This window comes from Paenibacillus sp. MDMC362, assembly GCF_003269305.1.
Classification (GTDB): Bacteria; Bacillota; Bacilli; order Paenibacillales; family Paenibacillaceae; genus Paenibacillus_AQ.
In genome coordinates this window covers 1-19,339 of sequence record NZ_QLYT01000067.1, presented here as the reverse complement: position 1 = coordinate 19,339, position 19,339 = coordinate 1, and the positions used below count along the sequence as shown (strand labels likewise).

The 19,339-nt window shown below is 48.9% G+C and carries 22 protein-coding genes and 1 riboswitch; of the genes, 2 read left to right on the top strand and 20 right to left on the bottom strand.

Translation table 11 applies throughout. From position 1 onward, the window contains the following. Window positions 1-41: 41 nt before the first annotated feature. From ispE to DP091_RS27455, 9 genes are all read right to left on the bottom strand, one after another. A complete protein-coding gene (gene ispE / locus DP091_RS27495; RefSeq protein WP_113061256.1) occupies window positions 42-896 on the bottom strand; it encodes a 4-(cytidine 5'-diphospho)-2-C-methyl-D-erythritol kinase in 855 nt (284 codons plus the stop codon). 178 nt (window positions 897-1,074) lie between these two features. Next, a complete protein-coding gene (locus DP091_RS27490; protein ID WP_009591920.1) occupies window positions 1,075-1,257 on the bottom strand; it encodes a small, acid-soluble spore protein, alpha/beta type in 183 nt (60 codons plus the stop codon). Between the two features lie 235 nt (window positions 1,258-1,492). Next, complete coding sequence (gene veg, locus DP091_RS27485; protein ID WP_006207415.1) at window positions 1,493-1,768, bottom strand: biofilm formation stimulator Veg; 276 nt, start codon at window positions 1,766-1,768, stop codon at window positions 1,493-1,495. A gap of 289 nt (window positions 1,769-2,057) precedes the next feature. Beyond that, the gene (gene yabG, locus DP091_RS27480; RefSeq protein WP_071221088.1) at window positions 2,058-2,960 is read right to left on the bottom strand and encodes a sporulation peptidase YabG; all 903 of its coding nucleotides are present in this window, start codon (window positions 2,958-2,960) and stop codon (window positions 2,058-2,060) included. 111 nt (window positions 2,961-3,071) lie between these two features. Continuing rightward, window positions 3,072-3,956: a 16S rRNA (adenine(1518)-N(6)/adenine(1519)-N(6))-dimethyltransferase RsmA gene (gene rsmA, locus DP091_RS27475; RefSeq protein WP_113061255.1), complete on the bottom strand. Its 885-nt coding sequence runs from the start codon at window positions 3,954-3,956 to the stop codon at window positions 3,072-3,074. Next, entirely contained in the window at window positions 3,953-4,504 is a 552-nt protein-coding gene (rnmV, locus tag DP091_RS27470) for a ribonuclease M5 (RefSeq protein WP_098741214.1), read from the bottom strand. Before rnmV ends, rsmA begins: the two co-directional genes overlap by 4 nt. Window positions 4,505-4,689: 185 nt before the next feature. Further along, the gene (locus DP091_RS27465; RefSeq protein ID WP_113061254.1) at window positions 4,690-5,877 is read right to left on the bottom strand and encodes a resuscitation-promoting factor; all 1,188 of its coding nucleotides are present in this window, start codon (window positions 5,875-5,877) and stop codon (window positions 4,690-4,692) included. A 271-nt stretch (window positions 5,878-6,148) separates the two neighbouring features. After that, a riboswitch (cyclic di-AMP (ydaO/yuaA leader) is annotated at window positions 6,149-6,363 on the bottom strand. A 205-nt stretch (window positions 6,364-6,568) separates the two neighbouring features. Then, the gene (locus DP091_RS27460) at window positions 6,569-7,333 is read right to left on the bottom strand and encodes a TatD family hydrolase (protein WP_113061253.1); all 765 of its coding nucleotides are present in this window, start codon (window positions 7,331-7,333) and stop codon (window positions 6,569-6,571) included. A 97-nt stretch (window positions 7,334-7,430) separates the two neighbouring features. Continuing rightward, entirely contained in the window at window positions 7,431-8,720 is a 1,290-nt protein-coding gene (locus tag DP091_RS27455) for an HD domain-containing protein (protein WP_113061252.1), read from the bottom strand. 323 nt (window positions 8,721-9,043) lie between these two features. On the opposite strand from DP091_RS27455, the gene DP091_RS27450 reads away from it, so the two are divergent. Next, the gene (locus DP091_RS27450; protein ID WP_006207408.1) at window positions 9,044-9,298 is read left to right on the top strand and encodes an AbrB/MazE/SpoVT family DNA-binding domain-containing protein; all 255 of its coding nucleotides are present in this window, start codon (window positions 9,044-9,046) and stop codon (window positions 9,296-9,298) included. Window positions 9,299-9,564: 266 nt separating this feature from the next. Here the strand turns inward: DP091_RS27450 and rsmI are convergent, their stop codons facing one another. The 10 genes from rsmI to DP091_RS27400 form a co-directional block, all read right to left on the bottom strand. Further along, complete coding sequence (rsmI, locus tag DP091_RS27445; protein WP_113061251.1) at window positions 9,565-10,458, bottom strand: 16S rRNA (cytidine(1402)-2'-O)-methyltransferase; 894 nt, start codon at window positions 10,456-10,458, stop codon at window positions 9,565-9,567. Beyond that, window positions 10,455-11,222 carry a tRNA1(Val) (adenine(37)-N6)-methyltransferase gene (locus DP091_RS27440; RefSeq protein ID WP_113061250.1) on the bottom strand — a complete coding sequence of 256 codons (768 nt, stop codon included), beginning with the start codon at window positions 11,220-11,222 and terminating at the stop codon, window positions 10,455-10,457. Before DP091_RS27440 ends, rsmI begins: the two co-directional genes overlap by 4 nt. Before the next feature lie 204 nt (window positions 11,223-11,426). Further along, window positions 11,427-11,795 carry a DNA replication initiation control protein YabA gene (yabA, locus tag DP091_RS27435; protein ID WP_113061249.1) on the bottom strand — a complete coding sequence of 123 codons (369 nt, stop codon included), beginning with the start codon at window positions 11,793-11,795 and terminating at the stop codon, window positions 11,427-11,429. A 32-nt stretch (window positions 11,796-11,827) separates the two neighbouring features. After that, window positions 11,828-12,628 (bottom strand): PSP1 domain-containing protein, encoded by an 801-nt coding sequence (locus DP091_RS27430; RefSeq protein ID WP_071221096.1) that lies wholly within the window; start codon window positions 12,626-12,628, stop codon window positions 11,828-11,830. Window positions 12,629-12,684: 56 nt separating this feature from the next. Continuing rightward, window positions 12,685-13,671, bottom strand: a complete 987-nt coding sequence (gene holB / locus DP091_RS27425; RefSeq protein ID WP_071221097.1) for a DNA polymerase III subunit delta' — start codon at window positions 13,669-13,671, stop codon at window positions 12,685-12,687. Between the two features lie 85 nt (window positions 13,672-13,756). Beyond that, window positions 13,757-14,200 (bottom strand): YaaR family protein, encoded by a 444-nt coding sequence (locus DP091_RS27420; RefSeq protein WP_071221098.1) that lies wholly within the window; start codon window positions 14,198-14,200, stop codon window positions 13,757-13,759. Between the two features lie 338 nt (window positions 14,201-14,538). Beyond that, window positions 14,539-14,868 (bottom strand): cyclic-di-AMP receptor, encoded by a 330-nt coding sequence (locus tag DP091_RS27415; protein WP_006207400.1) that lies wholly within the window; start codon window positions 14,866-14,868, stop codon window positions 14,539-14,541. Window positions 14,869-14,932: 64 nt separating this feature from the next. Beyond that, window positions 14,933-15,577 carry a dTMP kinase gene (tmk, locus tag DP091_RS27410; protein ID WP_113061248.1) on the bottom strand — a complete coding sequence of 215 codons (645 nt, stop codon included), beginning with the start codon at window positions 15,575-15,577 and terminating at the stop codon, window positions 14,933-14,935. An 85-nt stretch (window positions 15,578-15,662) separates the two neighbouring features. Then, complete coding sequence (locus DP091_RS27405; protein ID WP_113061247.1) at window positions 15,663-17,330, bottom strand: aminotransferase class I/II-fold pyridoxal phosphate-dependent enzyme; 1,668 nt, start codon at window positions 17,328-17,330, stop codon at window positions 15,663-15,665. Window positions 17,331-17,468: 138 nt separating this feature from the next. Then, on the bottom strand, window positions 17,469-17,654 hold the full coding sequence (locus DP091_RS27400) for a sigma factor G inhibitor Gin (RefSeq protein WP_071221101.1): 186 nt from the start codon (window positions 17,652-17,654) through the stop codon (window positions 17,469-17,471). A gap of 232 nt (window positions 17,655-17,886) precedes the next feature. Between DP091_RS27400 and DP091_RS27395 the strand changes: the two genes are divergently transcribed. Beyond that, complete coding sequence (locus DP091_RS27395; RefSeq protein WP_113061246.1) at window positions 17,887-18,408, top strand: hypothetical protein; 522 nt, start codon at window positions 17,887-17,889, stop codon at window positions 18,406-18,408. 94 nt (window positions 18,409-18,502) lie between these two features. Here DP091_RS27395 and DP091_RS27390 read toward each other — a convergent pair whose 3' ends face one another. Further along, window positions 18,503-18,940, bottom strand: a complete 438-nt coding sequence (locus DP091_RS27390) for a hypothetical protein (protein ID WP_113061245.1) — start codon at window positions 18,938-18,940, stop codon at window positions 18,503-18,505. Window positions 18,941-19,339: the final 399 nt, after the last annotated feature.

Sequence of the window (19,339 nt, the reverse complement as noted above, 5' to 3'; positions counted from 1 at the left end):
TTGTTTGAAATTCGACCCCGAATTGTCAAACATAACCGTTTCTAAGTCAGCAAGCGAACGGCATACACTTCCTTGCAGAATCCCCGCAAGCCATTGTAAATCCGGGCTACCTTGGATTCCTTGGAGACCAAGCCGAAGACCGTAGGACCGCTTCCGGACATGAGCGCCCCGTCAGCTCCCAATTTCAGCATTCCTTCCTTCAGCTGCTGAACTTCCGGGTGCATCCTCAAGGTAACCTCCTCCAGAACGTTACCAAGCGATTGGCACATTTGCTGGAAGCTGCCTTGCGTAAGCGCCTCTACCATGCGCTCTGCCGATGGATGGCGCTGAATCTGCTCGCTGCGCAAACGGCCGTACACTTCTGCCGTCGACACATTGATCGGCGGCTTCGCCACGATCACCCAGCACTGCGGCGGATTCGGGATTGGCGTAAGTACCTCGCCGCGCCCTGTAGCCAGTGCCGTGCCGCCCGTTACGCAGAACGGCACATCCGAGCCGAGCTCTGCGCCCAGCGCGAGCAGCTCCTCCTGAGGGATACCCAGTCCCCAGAGGCGGTTCAGGCCGCGCAGTGTTGCCGCTGCATCACTGCTGCCTCCTGCGAGTCCAGCGGCAACGGGAATTTTTTTGTCCAGGTGAATATGTACACCCTGTTTCACGTCGTAGCGCTCTTTAATTCGTCTTGCTGCCTGAAAGGCCAAATTCTTCTCATCGAGCGGTATGTACCCTGCCTGTGAGGTGATGATGATGGTGTCCCGCTTCTGTTCGGACATTTCGAGCCGATCGGCGAGGTCGATCATCGTCATGACCATCTCTACCTCATGAAAGCCGTCAGGACGTTTATGAAGTACATCCAGCATCAAATTGATTTTGGCCGGTGCTTTTTCGTATATTTTCAAGAACGTTCACCTATCCTTAGCTTTTCCCATATGCTTGAACTTAACATATTCGAGGAAAAACATCTAATGCCTCTATATTAACAAACTCAGGCTTTGAAGTCATGGGACCGTTTGATGGAGGTAAACAAACAGGGGCTTCCGGTTAGGCGGAAGCCCCTGCTGCGTTATGGTCTTTCTCTTACAGATCGGATTTGCGGGCTGCCCGCTCGGCGAGCTCAATCGCCCGTTTTACCATGTTGCCGGCATCCTTGGCCTTAATGCCTCCCCAGCCTTCTTTTTCCACGGTATCGTAGAATCCCAATTCCTTAGCCAATTCGGTCTTCAATTGATCGGACATAATGCTTCGTCTTCTCCTGCTCATCAATCCCGCCTCCTTGGAAAATGTATTGAGTATGGCATGAATAGCATCCGGCGCGATACAGTGGCTTTGTTACGACCTCCTGCAAGCTTAACCTCCATCACCGCATATGGAACGGATAAAGAAGGCCTCGCGCAGCCTTAGTATGTATTCAACTTCCGCTTGTCATTCTTCCCGGTTCGATGGCAACAAAAAACAGCCTCCCTGTAAGTGGAGACTGCTCTCTCATGACATATCGTTATGACTTGATATAGGTGATTCGCATCTCGTTGTCATCACCGGTTACCATGATTTCCACGGTTTCGGTCAGAATATCGGCATAACTGTAGGACACACGTTTAAAAGTTTGCTGGTCTTGATCCAGCTTCACAATGAAAACAGAAGGGTACGTTTCTTCCAAAACACCAGTACGCTCGACGGTCTTCCGACGGCCACCGTTAGCCCGAAGCGTAATTTTTTGCCCTAAATGGGCATCGAGACTGCGTTTGATTTCCAACAGCGCGTTTTTAGCCATTGTCGACGACCACCTCTTTCCTTGTCCATTATACAAAAGATTCAGTCATTTGTCAATTCAAAAACATTAATTATATCAGCATCAAAAATATATTGTCAACGTATTTTTTTTGACCCTGTATTTCTCGTGTGCATTTGCTTTAATATGTGCTAAATTGACAAGCTTTATGTATTTTTTTTGACAACTTTCTTAAAGATTTGAAACAAAAAATAAAAAACCCCAGCTTGTGGGGTTCTTCTCAGGTCTCTCTTCAACGGCCGATAAGCCTCTTTCAGAACACGACATGAGCCTAACTGACCGAAGGCGTAACCTTCAATGTGGACAAATCTTGCAGCTTGGGCAGACCGATCCGGTAGCTGCCCCTCGTCTCGATTCCGCCCACGCCCTGGCTGCCGCTGATCGTATGATGAACGACATCATGAATGTTCACGGTATCCCTGACCGACGTATAGGCTGCCTTGGCGGCAACGTAGACGGGATCCAGCGCATGAATGAGGATTCGCCCCGGCGAGCTGGCAAAATTGGCTCCTGCCTGCAGCAGCGCTTCAAAATGCGATTGGCACGCCCCGGCCACAATGACCAGGGAATCCAGATTCCGCTCATATTGACGTGCTACCTGAATGGCCGTCACAAAGTTGTGTGAATTTTTATAGCTGTCCAGGCTATATAAATCGTATGGCTGTCGCCTCTTCAGAACTCCATCATGACCTGTAATGACCACGATATCAGGTCTTACCCGCGGAAGAAGACGATATAATGAATCGGCCATCCCCGACTCATTGATATAATGGCCTTCCGCGGGGACCCGAAGCTGATTGTACAAGGTCAAACTCTTCTTCAGGTATTGGGGATCCCCATCCAAATGCAGCACTTTGCCCGGCACATCAAAATATCCTTTATCCGCAAGCTGACCGCCTTCGATATTGCGTAGGCTGGCCAATTGACGCTCGCTCTGCTCCTGTCTGTGCTTCTGCAGGCGGTCCAGCGACTCATTGGCTTTGATCTGTGCCTGCTTTGTTCGTTCGCTTAAGGTGGGATGCGGGACCGTGACCAGATCATCAACGGGAGCATCGGCCAGTAACCGGAATTCCGTCCCTTTGATTACGATATTGTTATTTTGCCGCATGCCTTCTACCCGGAACGTTACATCGCCGCCGTAGGATTTACGAACGACCAAGTCTCCCAAGTTCATCACAACATCACCCCTACCCTATGGTATGGGCCACTGTGACTATTGGTTCTTGGAAACATCAATTTATCGCGTCGAGACCTTCCGTGGGTCTATGGCGCTCTAACGGCTGTATTAACGAATGTCCGCGTTGTACAATATGTTGCTTAGCCGGGCATACTCTTCAATACTAAGGGTCTCACCGCGCCGTGAAGGCTCGATACCCGCCTCCTGCAGCAGCTGCTCCAGCCGTTCACGGCCCTCTCCCGGAAAGAACCGACTCTTCAGATTGTTGGCAATCGTCTTCCTCCGCTGTGCGAAAGAGGCCTGGACCAACTCAAAGAAGAAGCCTTCATCTTCTACGCTGACAGGAGGCTGTTCCCGTACCGCCAAGCGAATAACGGCCGAAGCGACATTCGGCTGCGGGATAAACACCGTATGCGGCACAATACAGACCAGCTTAGGCTCACTGTAATATTGAACGGCAATGCTAAGGCTGCCGTAATCCTTACTTCCCGGTGCTGCCGCCATCCGCTCTGCCACTTCTTTCTGAATCATCACCACGATATTCTCCAGCGGCAGCTTCTCCTCCAGCAGCTTCATGAGAATCGGCGTTGTCACATAATACGGCAGATTCGCGACCACACTGACCTTCGATACACCCGCAAAATCCCGACGGAACAGTTCATGAAGATCCACCTTCAGGACATCCCCATGATGCACCTTCACATTCTCATACGGCTCCAGGACCTCCCGCAGGATGGGAATCAGGCGCTGATCAATTTCGACCGCGGTGACAGTTCCTGCCGTCTGTGCCAACTTCTCGGTTAACGCACCGATTCCAGGCCCGATTTCAAGCGCTCCCTTATCTTCATCCAGTCCTGCAGCCTCCACGATTTTATACAATATATTCTGATCGATGAGAAAGTTTTGACCCAGGCTCTTCTTGAAGGAGAATCCATGCCGTGAGATGATCTCCTTCGTCCGTCTTGGTGTTGATATATCCTCGATCCGATTCATTGGCTTACGCCCCCTTCTTCCAGCTGTGCAAGTGCGGCCAGAAATTCTTCCCGCGATATTTGAAACATGGCCAATCGTTTATGAAATTGCTTGCTGTTGCAATATCCGATCCCGAGCAGGTTTCCCATCGTCATACGCCTTGCAGCCGCCTCCGGATGGGCTGATAATCCCGCCTCCAGCATGTCCTCCAGACTGATCAGGCTCTCTCCGCCCTCAAAGGAGGTATGGACCCGCTCCAGCGCACGACGTATCGCTTCCGGCGAAGCATTCTCCACGCCGATATCCCCTTTGCGGGTAGCATCCGCTTCCGGAATAAAGGCATGCTTGCAGCCAGGGACACCCTGATCCACAATTTTGCGGATCCGCTCCCCTGCATGGTCAGGATCGGTTAATATAATAACGCCTCTGCGCTCCTGAGCAAGCGCTATGCGTTTCAGGATTTGTTTATTGATCGCTGAGCCGCCCGTTTCGATCGTATCCGCTTCTACGGCCCGTTTAATGGCAACGGTATCGTCTCTGCCTTCCACTACAATCACTTCTTTAATCATGCGTTTGTTCTCTTCCTTCCCAAGAAAACAGGCTTGTACAACCTCTAGGTTCTACCATCTTAGCCCTATATACTCCGTTCTTAACAAAACAAAAGAAGAGGAAATATTCCCTCTTCTTCATCATTATATATTATAAGCTAAATAGTATAGCATTAGAATGGTATTGTAAATTGGAATTCATGCGACTAGTTCAATTCAGGTTTAACCGGACCGATCACGTAAACGGTGCGGCCGCTCTTCCGGCCGAAATTTATGGCCGATTTCAGTGAATCATAATAAACATCGATTTTGTTGCCTTTGATGGCACCGCCCGTATCTTCTGCACGACGGAAGCCAATGCCTTCGATATAGACCCACCAGCCGATCGGGATGATGTTAGGATCAACGGCGATGGTTCGCCCTTCTGTAACGCGTGTGCCGGATGCAGTGCGCGTGCCGATTCCCTGCTGCTCAGCGGAATACGCCGTCATCGACACGTTGTTCAATACCTTGCTGTATTTAAAATCAACGCCTGCCCGAGAAACCACGTTGTTCTCGACAGCCTTGGCGGTCGTTACTTTTTTCGTGCTGGACAATTTAGCCGATTTAGCCTTTACATCGGTGGCTGCCGCCTGAACGATGACAGGCTTCTCCACTTTTTTGGTGCCAACGGCAATGATTTTATCCTTCGTTCTGCGTTCAATTTCTTGGGAAACCTTCGTCTTGGAAACCAGCTTGCCATTGTGGTAGACCTTCTCATAATGGTTCACCATGAGACCAGGCTCCCCCCGCTGAATAACGCGGTTATCCCCTCTCTCAAGCGATGGGTCGGCTGTTTTGATCACGCGGAAATTCCGATCTTCCGTCTCCTTAACTTTTTGTTTCGTGACGCGAACGACTTCGATATTCATATTGCTGGTCAGCTTCGTGTTCTGTGCCGGTTGTACTATATCTTCACCCTGGATTGTAATACCAGCCTCTTTAAGTACATGATCAACCGTATCCTGGGATGTAAATATGGTTTTGGTTGTGCTGCCTACTGTAACTTTGACTGGAATTGCCCGGTCAATGATGATCCGGTCTCCATCCTGGATCGCGCCGTTTAAAGGCATCGAAATCTGATCCTGAGGACTCAACGTGATCGCTTGCTCATCCAGCAATTCCTGCAGCAATGATCCACGTGTTTCAACTGTGGTGACACGACCATCGACGACAAGCTGGACCTCCTTGCCTGCCTGATCATGTACGACCAACGATATGAGAAGTGATACCGTAACGGCACCCATGGCACCGAGCAACATCAATTGACGCAAATTGTCATGCTTCCATCTCAATGCGTAAGACATGCTGGATGATTGTGATTCATGGGTTTCTTCAGGTTGAAAAATGCCCACTATTCCATCCTCCTTCATAGTCCCGCCGTCTAGGTAAACGCATGAATGCATTTGACGTGACTATAGCAATTTTTCTCACAAGGCGCCCTGCTATCTATCTACACCCTGCGTCAATTCCCGTCTTTCCGTCCATGTACCACCACCCCTTGTTTACCAAGAGTATGATGATCCACTCTCCATTATTCAAAAATAAAAGAAAGCCATTGAAAGAGTACTAGAGGCTCTAACGTGGCTTCCTGATGATTAGAATCATGGAAATGGTATGCACGAGAATTCCCCTCTTATTTCGCTTACGGAGTTAGCTGTCGGGTTCGGACGTAAGAGAGACGCCCTAGATCCGGATACCCGCTCATGGCGAGATCCTTCAAATTCACCCCAAAGACCCGAAAAAGAAATCAAATACAGCTGCGCGCATTCAGACCAGTATGCACGGCGGTATCGGTTCCCCCGTTCCCCAGAATTTCGGAGATTAAGCGAGACGGTTCATGAAATATTCGGCTGCGATCTGCACATCGCAGCTTCTTATCACTGAAAAGATGATATCCTGTTTGTATGCAGGTTGTAAAGCAACATTCAACCACATTTTCTCATGTAAAAGGTTAAAATATTGTAATATCAACGCCTTTTCTGATTAAAAAACTTTAATTAATCGAAAATGCTCCCTTTTTCATCGCTTTTGCTCTCGTTTTCGTTAAATACCAAATCGTTCCAGCGCATTTTGGGTGGTAATTTGGGCCAATTCCTCATAGGACAACCCTCTAATTTCGGCTGCCGCCTCCGCCACCAATTTTACATAAGCGGTCTCATTTCGTTTCCCGCGGAACGGGTGGGGTGTTAGATAAGGGGAGTCCGTTTCGATCAATAATCGATCAAGCGGAACCTGCGCCAAAACCTCTTTGGGCTGCTTTGCATTTTTGAAGGTAATCGGCCCGCCAAACGAAATATGGAATCCCATATCGAGACACATTTTGGCCGTTTCCCAGCTTCCCGAAAAGGAATGCATCACACCACCCACCTCGGAGGCTTTTTCCTCGCGCAAAATTTTCACGATATCTTCATGCGCATCCCGATTATGAATGACAATCGGCATGTTCAATTCCCGGGCCAGTCCGATCTGACGCCGAAGCACTCGGTGCTGAACTTCTTTCGGAGACGTATCCCAATAATAGTCCAAACCGATCTCTCCTATAGCCACTACTTTCTCATGACTACACAAAGAAGCGATCCAATCCAGGTCCTGATCCTCCATGGTAATGGCGTCTACAGGATGCCAGCCCACCGCTGCATATATAAAATCATAAGTTTCTGCCAGCTTCATCGTAGTCGGAATCGTCTCCCGGTTAAAACCAATATTGATCATCCGGGTCACGCCGGCTTCGAGCGCCCGCTGGATTGCCACTTCCCGGTCTTCATCGAATTGGGGAGCATCCATATGAGTGTGCGTGTCGAACAACATAAAATCCACACTCTCCTTCCTGTCGTTTCTGTGTCGTTTATCTTCCATTAGCTGGGTAAATCACAGATATACCCAGCTTTCCTGTATTCCACCTAGGTTAATGTTGTTGTTTGAAAACACTGGCTATCTTCTCCGGCATTTGAGCCAGCAGCGGACTTACCTTCTCCTCCGGATAATAAAGATGGTACCGTCCTTTATGAATGCCACTGATCGAGCGCACAATATCGGAAACCTCCGAGATTTCCTTCAGCTCATCATGCCGATCCAGAAGCAGGATTTGCTTCTCGTTAAGCGGCATATCGGAATGAACCTTATCATAAGGAAGATCCGTTGGAAAATCAATCTCCAGGTCATATTCCGGTTGCAATCCCACGGCATTGAATGCGTGGCGTATCCCGTCGATGGTCTCCAGATCGATGTTGTCGATTTCTACATATTTGTAGAGCTTTCGGTGCATGAAACGGCCGCATAATTCGCTAAGAAGCGGATCTTCCTCCTCCGTCCACTGCAGGAAAGCTGTTTGGATCAGAGCTTCATCAAGGCGAAGGTATTGATTCACCCCGATATCCCCCAAAAACAACGCAGGAAGCGGTTCGATCATGAACCGGAAACCATATCCACGGTCATGCAGTTCCTTGGCCCGGCGGAAGATTTGGCGCAGGATGATTTCAGAGCTTCGGGTGACGGGATGAAAATACACCTGCCAGTACATCTGATACCTTGACATCAGGTAATCCTCTACGGCATGCATACCCGATTCCTTCACGACGATCCGATCCCGGTATGGCCGCAGCATCCGCAAGATCCGGTCAATATCAATCGTTCCGTAATTGACTCCCGTATAATACGCGTCCCTTAACAAATAATCCATCCGGTCCGCATCCAGCGGGCTAGTGACCAGATTTATCACAATCGGCTTGTCGTAGGTCTTGTTAATAACCGAAGCCACTTTCTCGGGGAAATCCGCTCCAAGCTCCCGCAGTACCTGATTGACGCAAGTATCCCCAAGCAGGATCCGGCATGTCCAGTCCTCGTGATTCATATGAAAAGCTTCTTCTATAGAATGAGAAAAAGGCCCATGCCCCAAATCATGCAGCAGGGCCGCGCAGAGGGCAACTTGCCTTTCCTCGGCAGGCCAATCGGAGTACCCCCTCCGTTCGAATTGAGAGATGATTCTTCTCGTAATTTCATAGACTCCCAATGAATGGGAGAATCGGCTGTGTTCGGCCCCGTGAAAGGTCAGAAATGAAGTCCCAAGCTGTCTCACCCGGCGGAGCCGCTGGAATTCCGGGGTATCGATTAATCGCCATATGATATCGTCTTGCACATGAATATAGTTGTGGACGGGATCCTTAAACACTTTTTCTTCCGAAATTGGTGAATGCATTCCATCTCAACTCCTTATCGTTTTGATTTGGGTTTTTGCCGATAAACACTTCTTTTGACAACTAATGTCGAACCATGTCGAATAAGGTAAAATTACGCTTTCCAAATCGACAAATAGAAAATCGCAGCAAAAATTGGTTCGATTATGGTAATTACGTTGCTATACAAGGGTTTTGTTCACTATACTTTCGTAAATAGGTTCCGATTTTTCAAAAATATAGGTTGACTGTTTTGGGAATCGTTGGTACTATAAATAACATAAAAACTAGAACTATGTCGAATTATGACTTTTTTAAATTATGGCGAGAGGGGCATTTATAAGTTATGATGAAATCAACAGGAATTGTAAGGAAAGTCGATGAGCTTGGACGGGTCGTCATTCCAATTGAGTTACGCCGTACGCTCGGAATTGGTGAGAAAGATGCATTGGAGATTTATGTAGACGGCGAACGCATCATGCTTAAGAAATATGAGCCCGCCTGCATCTTCTGTGGTAACGCTGAGAATGTCACTTACTTCAAAGGTAAAATTGTTTGCCATGAATGTATCTCGGAAATCCCTACACCTGTGACAAATTAAGATTTTTAGTATATAATAGCATTATTACACTTTGTTAATTCTAACCTTTTTCATATCTCCTTGGTGCCTTCCTCGGCTATGAACCCGGCCGCAGGAGGGTCTTTTTTTGATATTCAAATAATTTATAAGTTTTCAGCGAAGTGAGCCATTTCATAATCGCATTTATGTATATGTTTTGGGGTCTCCCCGTAGGATTTGAATAAACATCGAAGCATAGGCCCCACTTTGTGGGGCTCTTTTGTTACCCTGCGCCAAGTTATGCAGGATCACGACTCCGTCAGGAGTGCGTTATAGATATCCCGCTTCGATACACCGCGATCACCCGCGGTTTTTTTCATGGCATCCTTGCGGCTTAGTCCTCCCCGCTCATAATGTTCCACATGCTCCTGGAGCGAAAGCTCCTGCCACCAGGCATTTTTCTCTTTAAGCTCCTCTTCTGCACTGCCGGCTTCGACCACCAAACAATATTCACCCAGGGGTGGATGCTCCGTGAGCCAGTCCAGGCATTCGGAGATGCTTCCGCGCAAGAATTCCTCGTAGCGCTTGGTCAGTTCGCGAGCCAAGGTCACCTTCCGATTTCCCAGTACCTCCTGCAAGATCTCCAGGGTCTTTTTCACGCGATGCGGAGATTCATAAAATAATAACGTTCCCTGCGCCGATTGCAAAGCCTGCAGCTGCTGGACGATATCTTTGCGCTCCCGCGGCAAAAAGCCGATAAACGTAAACCGTTCGGTCGGCAAACCCGAAACGATTAGGGCGGAAAGTGCGGCATTGGCCCCCGGGATCGGAATGACCGAAATGCCCGCTTCAATCGCAAGTGAAACCAGATCGCTGCCAGGGTCCGAAATCGCCGGCAGACCGGCGTCGCTGACGAGTGCCACATTTTTTCCTTCTATTATATAACGTATGATTTCAGGCCCGCTGGCCGCCTTATTATGCTCATGATAACTAAACAGCGGTTTAGCCGGAATTTCGAAATGGGTCAGCAGCTTTCGTGACTGCCTCGTATCCTCTGCCGCGATAATATCGCATTCCTGAAGGATGCGCACGGCACGATAGGTCATATCCTCCAAATTACCGATCGGCGTTGCCACCAAATACAGAGAACCTGGGCTTCCCTCTCCCTGGTCGGCATAACTTTGCTGTACAAAATTTCTCATTCCTTCGCCTCATCCTTATGTGTTCCGTAGTAAATTTCCATAAAATCCGGTCCGTAGTGTCCTTGCTCATCATACACGATCAGCGGAGGCTTCAGCCGGACCTCAGGCTTCCCGTCTCGAATCCCCTCGATAAGCACCATGTTCGCTTCCATATCTACGCGTGGATGGACAAAGCGGATGACTTTGGGCTCAATCCGGTATTTGCTCATAAGGGTAATGATTTCTGCCAGCCGCAGGGGCTTGTGGACCATGCTCATCTTCCCGCCTTGGCGAAGCAGCCTTGCACAGGATTCAATTACTTCCTCAAGCGTACAGTGAATTTCATGCCTGGCAATCGCCTGGTGCTCATTCAGCTTCAAGTCGCTGCCGTTCATCGGCATATAAGGCGGGTTGACGGTAATCAGGTCGTACGCTCCATACCCTTTTTCCTTGTACAGTTCCCGCAGGTCTCCCTCATGAATCGTGATCTGATCCTGGAGATCATTCATCTCGACGCTCCGTCTGGCCATGTCTGCAAGTCTGGGCTGAATCTCAATCCCCTCGATCGGCACTCCTGTACGTGTTGACAGCAGGATTGGAACAACTCCGTTTCCCGTGCACATATCCAAAATACGGCCCCTGCGCGGAATGCTGGCAAACCTGGCAAGCAGGACGGCGTCCATGGAAAAGCTGAATACCTCCTCACTCTGGATGATGCCAAGCTCATGGGTAAGCAGATCATCAATCCGCTCGGATGGTTGCAATAACACTTCTTTCAATTTCATAGTTTCAACCCTTTATCTCCATAATTCCAAACACGCTCTTCTGGTGTATCGGCTCCCTACATAGTGCCTGATAAAATGAAATACATAAAAGGCTGCTCTTCACATTGCATGACAAGCAGCCGTATGGTATTTTCCAAGCGCGATCCTTACAGTATAACCTTTCCATTCTAGAAAAAAACCGTAGGCGGTTTCTCCTACGGCTTCTTATTTATTCAAAAAAGATAAGCAGAACAGGCAATCCCCTTCCGTCCGCAGATGTCCGTAATAGACATTGCAGATGTGGAAGCCTTCATGATACAGCCGAGCCAGGTTATCATATCCCTCGCCGACTACATCTTCATGTCCCTCGTCCTTTACATGAGGCTGAGGTTGTAAAGCCACTGGGTTTTCCAATTCTGCCGGATTGACTTCCCGCTTTAAAATTTTCCGGAGCTGTTCATTTTCAAGACTGAGGCGATGGTTCTCTTCCAGCAGTTCCTTGATGACCAGCTTAAGTCCACCCAGTTCACTGTGTATATGTCCCATCTGTGTTTCCAACTCTTGAATGAGCACAAAAATGTTTTTCTTCTCCAAGTCTACACCCCGAAAATAAACATTCTATTGGACTATTTGATGACAACGTCATCCATTGGAAGTTCCTTAACCTTACCAATTTCAAACAGCTGAACATGTACCGTCCGCTTATCCGCATTCAGTCCGACTACTTTGCCTTCTCCAAGCGAAGTAACGACCATTTTCCCAGCGGATGGAAGCTCTTCTTTCACGCTTTCATAATTATCATGCTCAAACTTCAGGCAGCACATCAATCTTCCACATAGCCCGGAAATTTTAGTCGGATTGAGCGATAGGCTTTGATCCTTTGCCATCTTGATCGATACCGGCTCAAAATCGCCAAGCCATGAGGAACAGCACAGTACGCGTCCGCAAGGTCCAAGACCGCCGAGCATTTTCGCTTCATCGCGAACTCCAATCTGGCGAAGTTCGATTCTTGTACGGAATATACTGGCCAGATCCTTGACCAGCTCACGGAAATCCACACGGCCTTCCGCCGTGAAGTAGAAAATGATTTTGTTGCGGTCAAAGGTAAATTCCACATCGACCAGCTTCATTTTCAGTTCGTGATCCCGAATTTTATTTAAACAGGTGGTGAATGCATCCTTAGCCGCTTGTTTGTTCTCTTCAACCACACGGGCATCAGAATCACCAGCGATCCGGATGACCTTCTTGAGCGGAAGGACAACGTCTGATTCACCGACCTCCTTCTTTCCTATCACAACTTGACCATACTCAATTCCTCTCGCGGTTTCCACGATGACGGATTGTTCCTTCTCCACGGGCAGGTCGAGCGGATCAAAGTAATATATTTTGCCCGCCTTCTTAAAGCGGACACCTACTACACTGTACAAAAATAAACCCCCTTGTGCCTGTACATAATGGCCATTCTGCGGGCCTGGGGGTCTTCTCACGCCGGAGTGTTACCGCCCAAACCCATCAATAACTGCTCTAAACTGAGCTGTCCATTGACATTATAGCGTAACTTCTTCTGACACTCTGCGGCCAAATCCATGTATGACACCCACTGTGCTGTGCTGCGGGCTGATGCATGACCAGAGATATACTCTGCCTGATCTATGAAAACGAGAGACTCTTTCCTTCCATACTGGACATGGATCATGTCCTTAAACCATAAATGAAACATACTGAACAATAGGTCCAGATGATCTGAGAGTTCGGTTTTGAACACTTTTTGACTCGCTGTGATGATCGCTGAGCCGCTTCGGTTCAAAGACTCCTTCCCTAATTGTAACACTACGTTTCTAATTTCTGCAAACCAATTCTCACTCAATATTTTCCTGCACTCATCAAGTCCTGATGAAAGGTGAACTGCACAGCGCACAAGTGCGGCTGGATAACCTTCCCCTACAAGAACCTTCTCCATCATCTGCGGATCTAAAGCCCGGAATGGAACCTGCTGGGATCTTGATTGAATGGTGGGCAGAAGGGCTTGTCCGTTCTCGGCAATCAGAATTGCTACAGCCGGCGCTTGGGGTTCCTCCAGAAATTTCAGCAGGCTGTTGGCAGCCTGTGTGGTCATCTTCTCCGCCCGGTCAATGATATAAACCTTAGGATTGCGATTCTCCGATCGATAAGAGAATATACGCTGAAGATCGCGAATCTGATCGATCTTAATGCTGGCTCCATCAGGCTCAACCAACGTAAGATCGGGGTGGTTCCCATGATCTACCTTGCGGCATTCCAAACATTGACCGCAGGCATCGTCTTCAAGTTCCGTACAAAACAAAGCCTTGGCAAACGTAAGCGCCGTCTGCATCTGTCCGGCACCATGAGGGCCGCTAAACAGATAGGCATGACTGACCGCATTACGGCGCAAGGCATTTTGCAGCAGTTGCTTCGCAGTCTCTTGACCTACGATATCATTAAAAGACATAAGTCCTCACTTTCTATCAATCCTTCATGATCCTCTCCATGTTGGAGCAGTCATGAATTACGATACGCTTCCTTGCTTTTTGCAGCTAGAATACAAGATTGATCAGCATGCCTCGAATTTCACCAACTCGGTTCAGCAGATCAATTCTCCCCTGCTCCGTATCCAGCAGTTCATCCGCCATCGCGAGCAGCGCAGAATCGACTTCATCGATTACATTATAACGCTTTCCGCGTCCCCGCCGGTCCCAGCCGCGCGTTTCCTTCATTTTCACACCGCGACGTACGGTTTCCTCCAGGAATCGGCGAACCATCAATTTATACGCTTTGAGCTCTCGAACGGTCATCGCCTTAGCCAATCGATCTCCTTGCATTGCAATTTCACGCATCTGACGACTCAGCTCTTCATGGGTCGCACGCTCTCCCTGCTGCTGCATCATATCCGAGAACGATCGCTTCTGAATCGGTCTGGCGTTGCCATCCGGCACCGTGAGTTCACTTTTCATGGGCCGAAAGCCCGGATTGATCTTCACCTGAATCCACCGCCTATTGCGTTATTTCTTGCATCTAATAAAACGGAGGCATCCGGTACGTTCATATCGAACAAACCTGTGCCTCACGTGAACGTACCTTGAAATGGATTGCTTGTCAAGCGATTCAATGACAATTATCGATAAATAGGATGATTATCCGGAATTCATTTGAAATCATCCATCTATTAAGATCATCTCCCGAGTGCGGCGATCTACGGTAACTATTTTTATTATGATACAGAAGTGGTTCAGAAGTCTTTGATTGCAGGAGAACACGGCCGTCAAATATCCCAATAAAAACATCCGTTACGTATCTATCGCGGATCCAGAAAATGAATTTAGAAATGCTCGAATCGTTCTACAGGGAGAACAAACACGGTTGCGCCACCAACCTGCACTTCGACCGGAAGCGGCAAGTAGGAATCGGTTGTACCACTCATAGGGGTTACCGGGGTGACCAGCTGTTCACGAACTTTACAGCTTGTGCGAATGACACTGAGCACACTTTCAACCTGTGAATCGTCTACCCCGATCATAAAGGTGGTGTTCCCCGCCTTCAGGAAGCCGCCTGTACTTGCAAGCTTTGTTGCCCGAAAATTAGCTTTGACCAATGCGGCGGAGAGACGGTTGCTATCTTTATCCTGGACAATCGCAACTATCAATTTCATGGTAAACCCTCCTTGTTTATTTGGACATCACATGTCCTTAACAGTACTTATTTGACAAACAACCTCAAAAATCCTTTAATATCGCGTCTTCCAAGTGACGAATCATTTCTCTTTCCACCTGAGTCGGCGTTTTGGAAGCATCCACAATGCGAATTCGATCCTGATTACGCTCTGCTACCAGTAGATAGCCTTCCCTAACTTTCTCGTGAAATGCCATGGTCTCCATATCCAGCCGATTCATTTCCCGATCTGCATTTGCCGTAATCCGGGACATGCCTATCTTCGGCTCCACATCAAACAACAGCGTTAGATCCGGCATACGGGTATCAATCGCAAATTGATTGATGTTCCATACCTCCTCCATGCCCAGTCCGCGCGCATATCCCTGGTAAACCAGACTGCTGTCCACGAACCGGTCACATAGTACAGTCAAGCCCTGGCTCAAAGCCGGCTCCACCTTTTCGACAAGGTGCTGGCGGCGGGCTGCCGCATACAACAAGGCTTCGGTGCGTGCATCCATCGCGGTATGCTCCGGATCGAGAATAATGGAGCGGATCTTCTCCGCAATCTCAATGCCGCCGGGCTCACGTGTGATCAGATACGGAATCGAATGGTTCTGCATAAAGGCAGCGAGTCTGCCCATCATGGTCGTTTTACCGGATCCGTCTCCTCCTTCGATGGTAATAAATAGTGGTCTGCGATTATTCATAGCGTATCCTGCTTTCATCATTTGTTGATCGAGGAGCTCAAAGTTACGCTCCGGTATATACCAGCGTAGAGTGGATTTCCTTCCTTCACGTTTCCTTATAAACGACAATGGTCTGCAGCGATGGATCGGATATCCCCTGGCATTTGGCCCCTGCTTCCCTTAATGTCAGCAGCTTCTGCTCCATTTCCGCTGTGATGACTTCGCTTGGGTATAAGATTGGTATGCCTGGCGGGTAGGGAATAACCATCTCCGCCGCCTTTCGCCCAGCACTCTTCGCTAACGGCACCGATTCCAACCTCTCTCTGTCAATCGGCTTAAGTGATAAAGGAATTGGGGCCGAATAAGGAATCTCTGCGGGTAAATTGTTCCACGTGGAAACATCGGAGACTAGTCTGGCTTCAGTTAACAATTTAGCATCGTCATCGAAATGATTGGAATCCATATTCTCGTGGGCCACTCGCGGCTCATACCTCATGAAATCCCCCTGATCCCGCAATGTCCGGATCAATAATTCCGTGCTCTCTGCCGTAGTGCCTGGTTCGATTCCGATCCCTTCTGTCTTCTCCCCCTGCTCTACAATATGCACAAGAGCCCATAAGACGTGATTCGCATCTTCCCGAGTCGATGCCAGCGTAAACAATAAGACGACGCGCTGCTCGTCGCTCATCTCCGGCACACAGCCGCGCGCCTCTAGTGCGCGCTGGAGTGCATACCCGCTCAGGGACCCGGTGCGGTCATAAATGACCGCCTTGAACGGGTCTTGGCGGGTATACGCCGCAGCGGCCGTGCCCGCGGCGTGACCCCCGGGCTGCGGCGGCTGCAGCAGCCCGAAGCGCGGCAGCTTCGCGAGGCCGCGCCGGAAGGTCTCCACGGCGGCCAGGCCAGCCGTGAAGGCGCCTGCGCCCTGTGTGTGCAGCAGGCGCCGTGCCAGATCCAGCGAAGCCATGAGCGGGTACGAGGGGCTGGAGCTCTGCACCATGGCCAGCCGCTGGCGCAGCAGGCTTCGATCCAGCAGCCCGCCCTGTACATGCAGCATGGCTCCCATCGTCATGGCGGCTAACATCTTGTGTGTGGATTGAACCACACCATCCGCCCCGCATGACAAAGCGTTCATCGGCAGCTCGGGATGCTGTCCGTAATGAGCACCATGCGCTTCGTCCACCAGCAGTGGAATGTCGCGCTTATGGCAAGCTTCCGCGAGCGGCCTTAAGTCGCTCCCCATCCCGTAGTAGTTCGGCATCGTGACGATCGCCCCCCGCGCCTCAGGGTAGGCCTTAAGAGCCGCTTCCAGCGTAGCCGCAGATGGAGCAATGGCTAAACCGCTTGGCTTGTCCATCTCTGGCTGAAGAAACACCGCCCTTGCACCCGCCAGCATCAATCCGTTCAACACCGACTTGTGTACGTTCCGCTGTACAAGCACGATATCGCCCGGTTCACGGCATACCGTTAGGATTAGCGCCAAATTGCCGGCTGTACTTCCCCCCACCAGAAAGAAGCTTTCCTCTGCTCCAAAACAATCTGCAGCCAGCTCCTGTGCTTCCTGAATAACGCCTTCAGGATGAAATAAATCATCGGTTCCGGTAATTTCCGTCACATCAATGCGCATGGCCTCTTGCAGCATCTCCGCAGCGTTACCTTCTTCCGCATATGCCCTGCCATTTTTATGACCAGGTACATGAAAAGATGAAGCCCCACGTTCTCGATACCATATTAAAGCTTCTGCAAGTGGGGCACGCTCTCTATGTGTAGTCATCGACATATCCCTTCAGATTACATTCTCTAACCTATTTTAACGCAATTTGAAACCCACGCCTACGTCTCCATGCACGGAAAGTCCCTCTAAACAAAAAAAGGCCTTTCATTCAGGCCCATTTGACGCGTGTACCCGCATCTATGCATTTTTCGGCATGGCAATCTGTTTTAGTTGACGAATGAAAAAATGATATTTGGCATCTTCCGCACTGGTATGAACGATTTCGGACTCACATTCCTCGCATACGAATTGCGAGACAATGGTGATTCCCTCTGTCTTCGTCTGATTGCATATGATACACACGTGTTCGGTCAATTCTTCCATAACCATCCCACCTTGATCCTTTTCCTATTAGTATGACACAGTTTCTATTATTTTAAACCTTTTCATAGGATATTGGTCTACGCTTTATGTATATGTACCCCTTGGTGGCCTTGTGTCTGTACCTTTTTTTTCAGCTTAATAAAAATATGATTTTGTCCGATAAAGACATAAAAGACTTAATCTTCTCGTCTATCGAAATCCACTTCTACTTAAAGGGGGACGGCATAGCCCAATGGCAGATCCACACGGTCAAGCCACCTTTTATCACTATCGATTAATTAAAAAAATCCAAATTTCCAAAAGCTTGCTCATCCTCTACTTAAGTTTGCCTTGGCTAGCAGCGGCCGCAGGGGCATTTTGGACGTCACCGTATTTCCTGCTCTATCTGCTAATCGCCTTTCCGCTTATGTTATGGATCCAGTACGTTGTCGGACATACCGTGCTCGTCCTGTTGGGAGCAAGCTACCGAAAACGTTGGCGCTTTCGTCTGAGGTTGCCTTGGCTTGGTTATATACCGGATCAACACGTCAGCCGTCGCGTATTTAATTTAGTGCAGTTCTATACCTGTTGGGTAGGGATTGTCTTAAGCGCTATCATGGCCTTCTGGTCTCCGCTGCCTTTTGCCACCACGCTTCTGTTCTGGCATCTTTGGCTCCTTCTCCCGCGCGGCTATACGATGCTGCGTCTGAGCGGTCAGCGTAAAGATGGCATGTTGAAAATGAATGAACAGGACATCTCCTACTACCTCCAATAATGTTGGGGCTCTGCATTCCATCACTACATAGCGCTAAACCATATTTCCTTTTAAAATTAAATAAAGACCTCATTCCGAAGTCGGAACGAGGTCTTTATTCATTTGCTTTATTGCTTTCCAATCCTTGTATGGCTTGTTTTTTAAGCTGTGTCGGAACCGTGATTATAAGAAAATCGTCATGCACCGATAGGTGGACGATACTTTTACCTTTTTCAAATACTAACGATGAACCGTTATCTTCAACTTCCTTCTGCTTCCATCCCCAGGACTCAATCTCTTCCAGGTAGGCCTCAGGAATGCTGTCGTCTCCCTTTAAGCCCGGAAGCGCATACCGTACATAATCCAAGTCACTATTGCCAGTGGTTTGCTCCGTTTTATTCGCTTCCTTCGGAACCGGGAATGACTTCACATTCGCCGCGCCGTCAAAAGTTTCCCAGCTTGGTTTTGTGGATGCCCCGCATCCGGATCCGATCAACACAATCGTAACCGCACAGATCATCCCTGCCACATGCAGACCACGTTTACACAACATGTAATTGTCCTCCTTCCCCCACAATAACCGGTCTCCAGATGAGTATTCATAGTTGGTTGGTTAATGGAGAACCTTCCAATCAGGCCTTATTTCCTACAGCCTGCGCATATCGGTAATCACATTCCCGATTATACCTAATTCTATTATACTGATTTTTGGCATGGTATCGGTAACAAAATCTTCATCTGTTTACGTCAATTTTAGGATCATGTTATATAACAGAGAAGCTGCTGACATCACGCTGCAGCATATATCATTAGTCGGACACTCTCTAAATCTGCACTTCATCAAAACTTCGATGAACACAAATAAAAACCACCATCGATTACATCGACAGTGGTTTTTCGCTTGGCGACGTCCTACTCTCCCGGGACCCTTCGGTCCAAGTACCATCGGCGC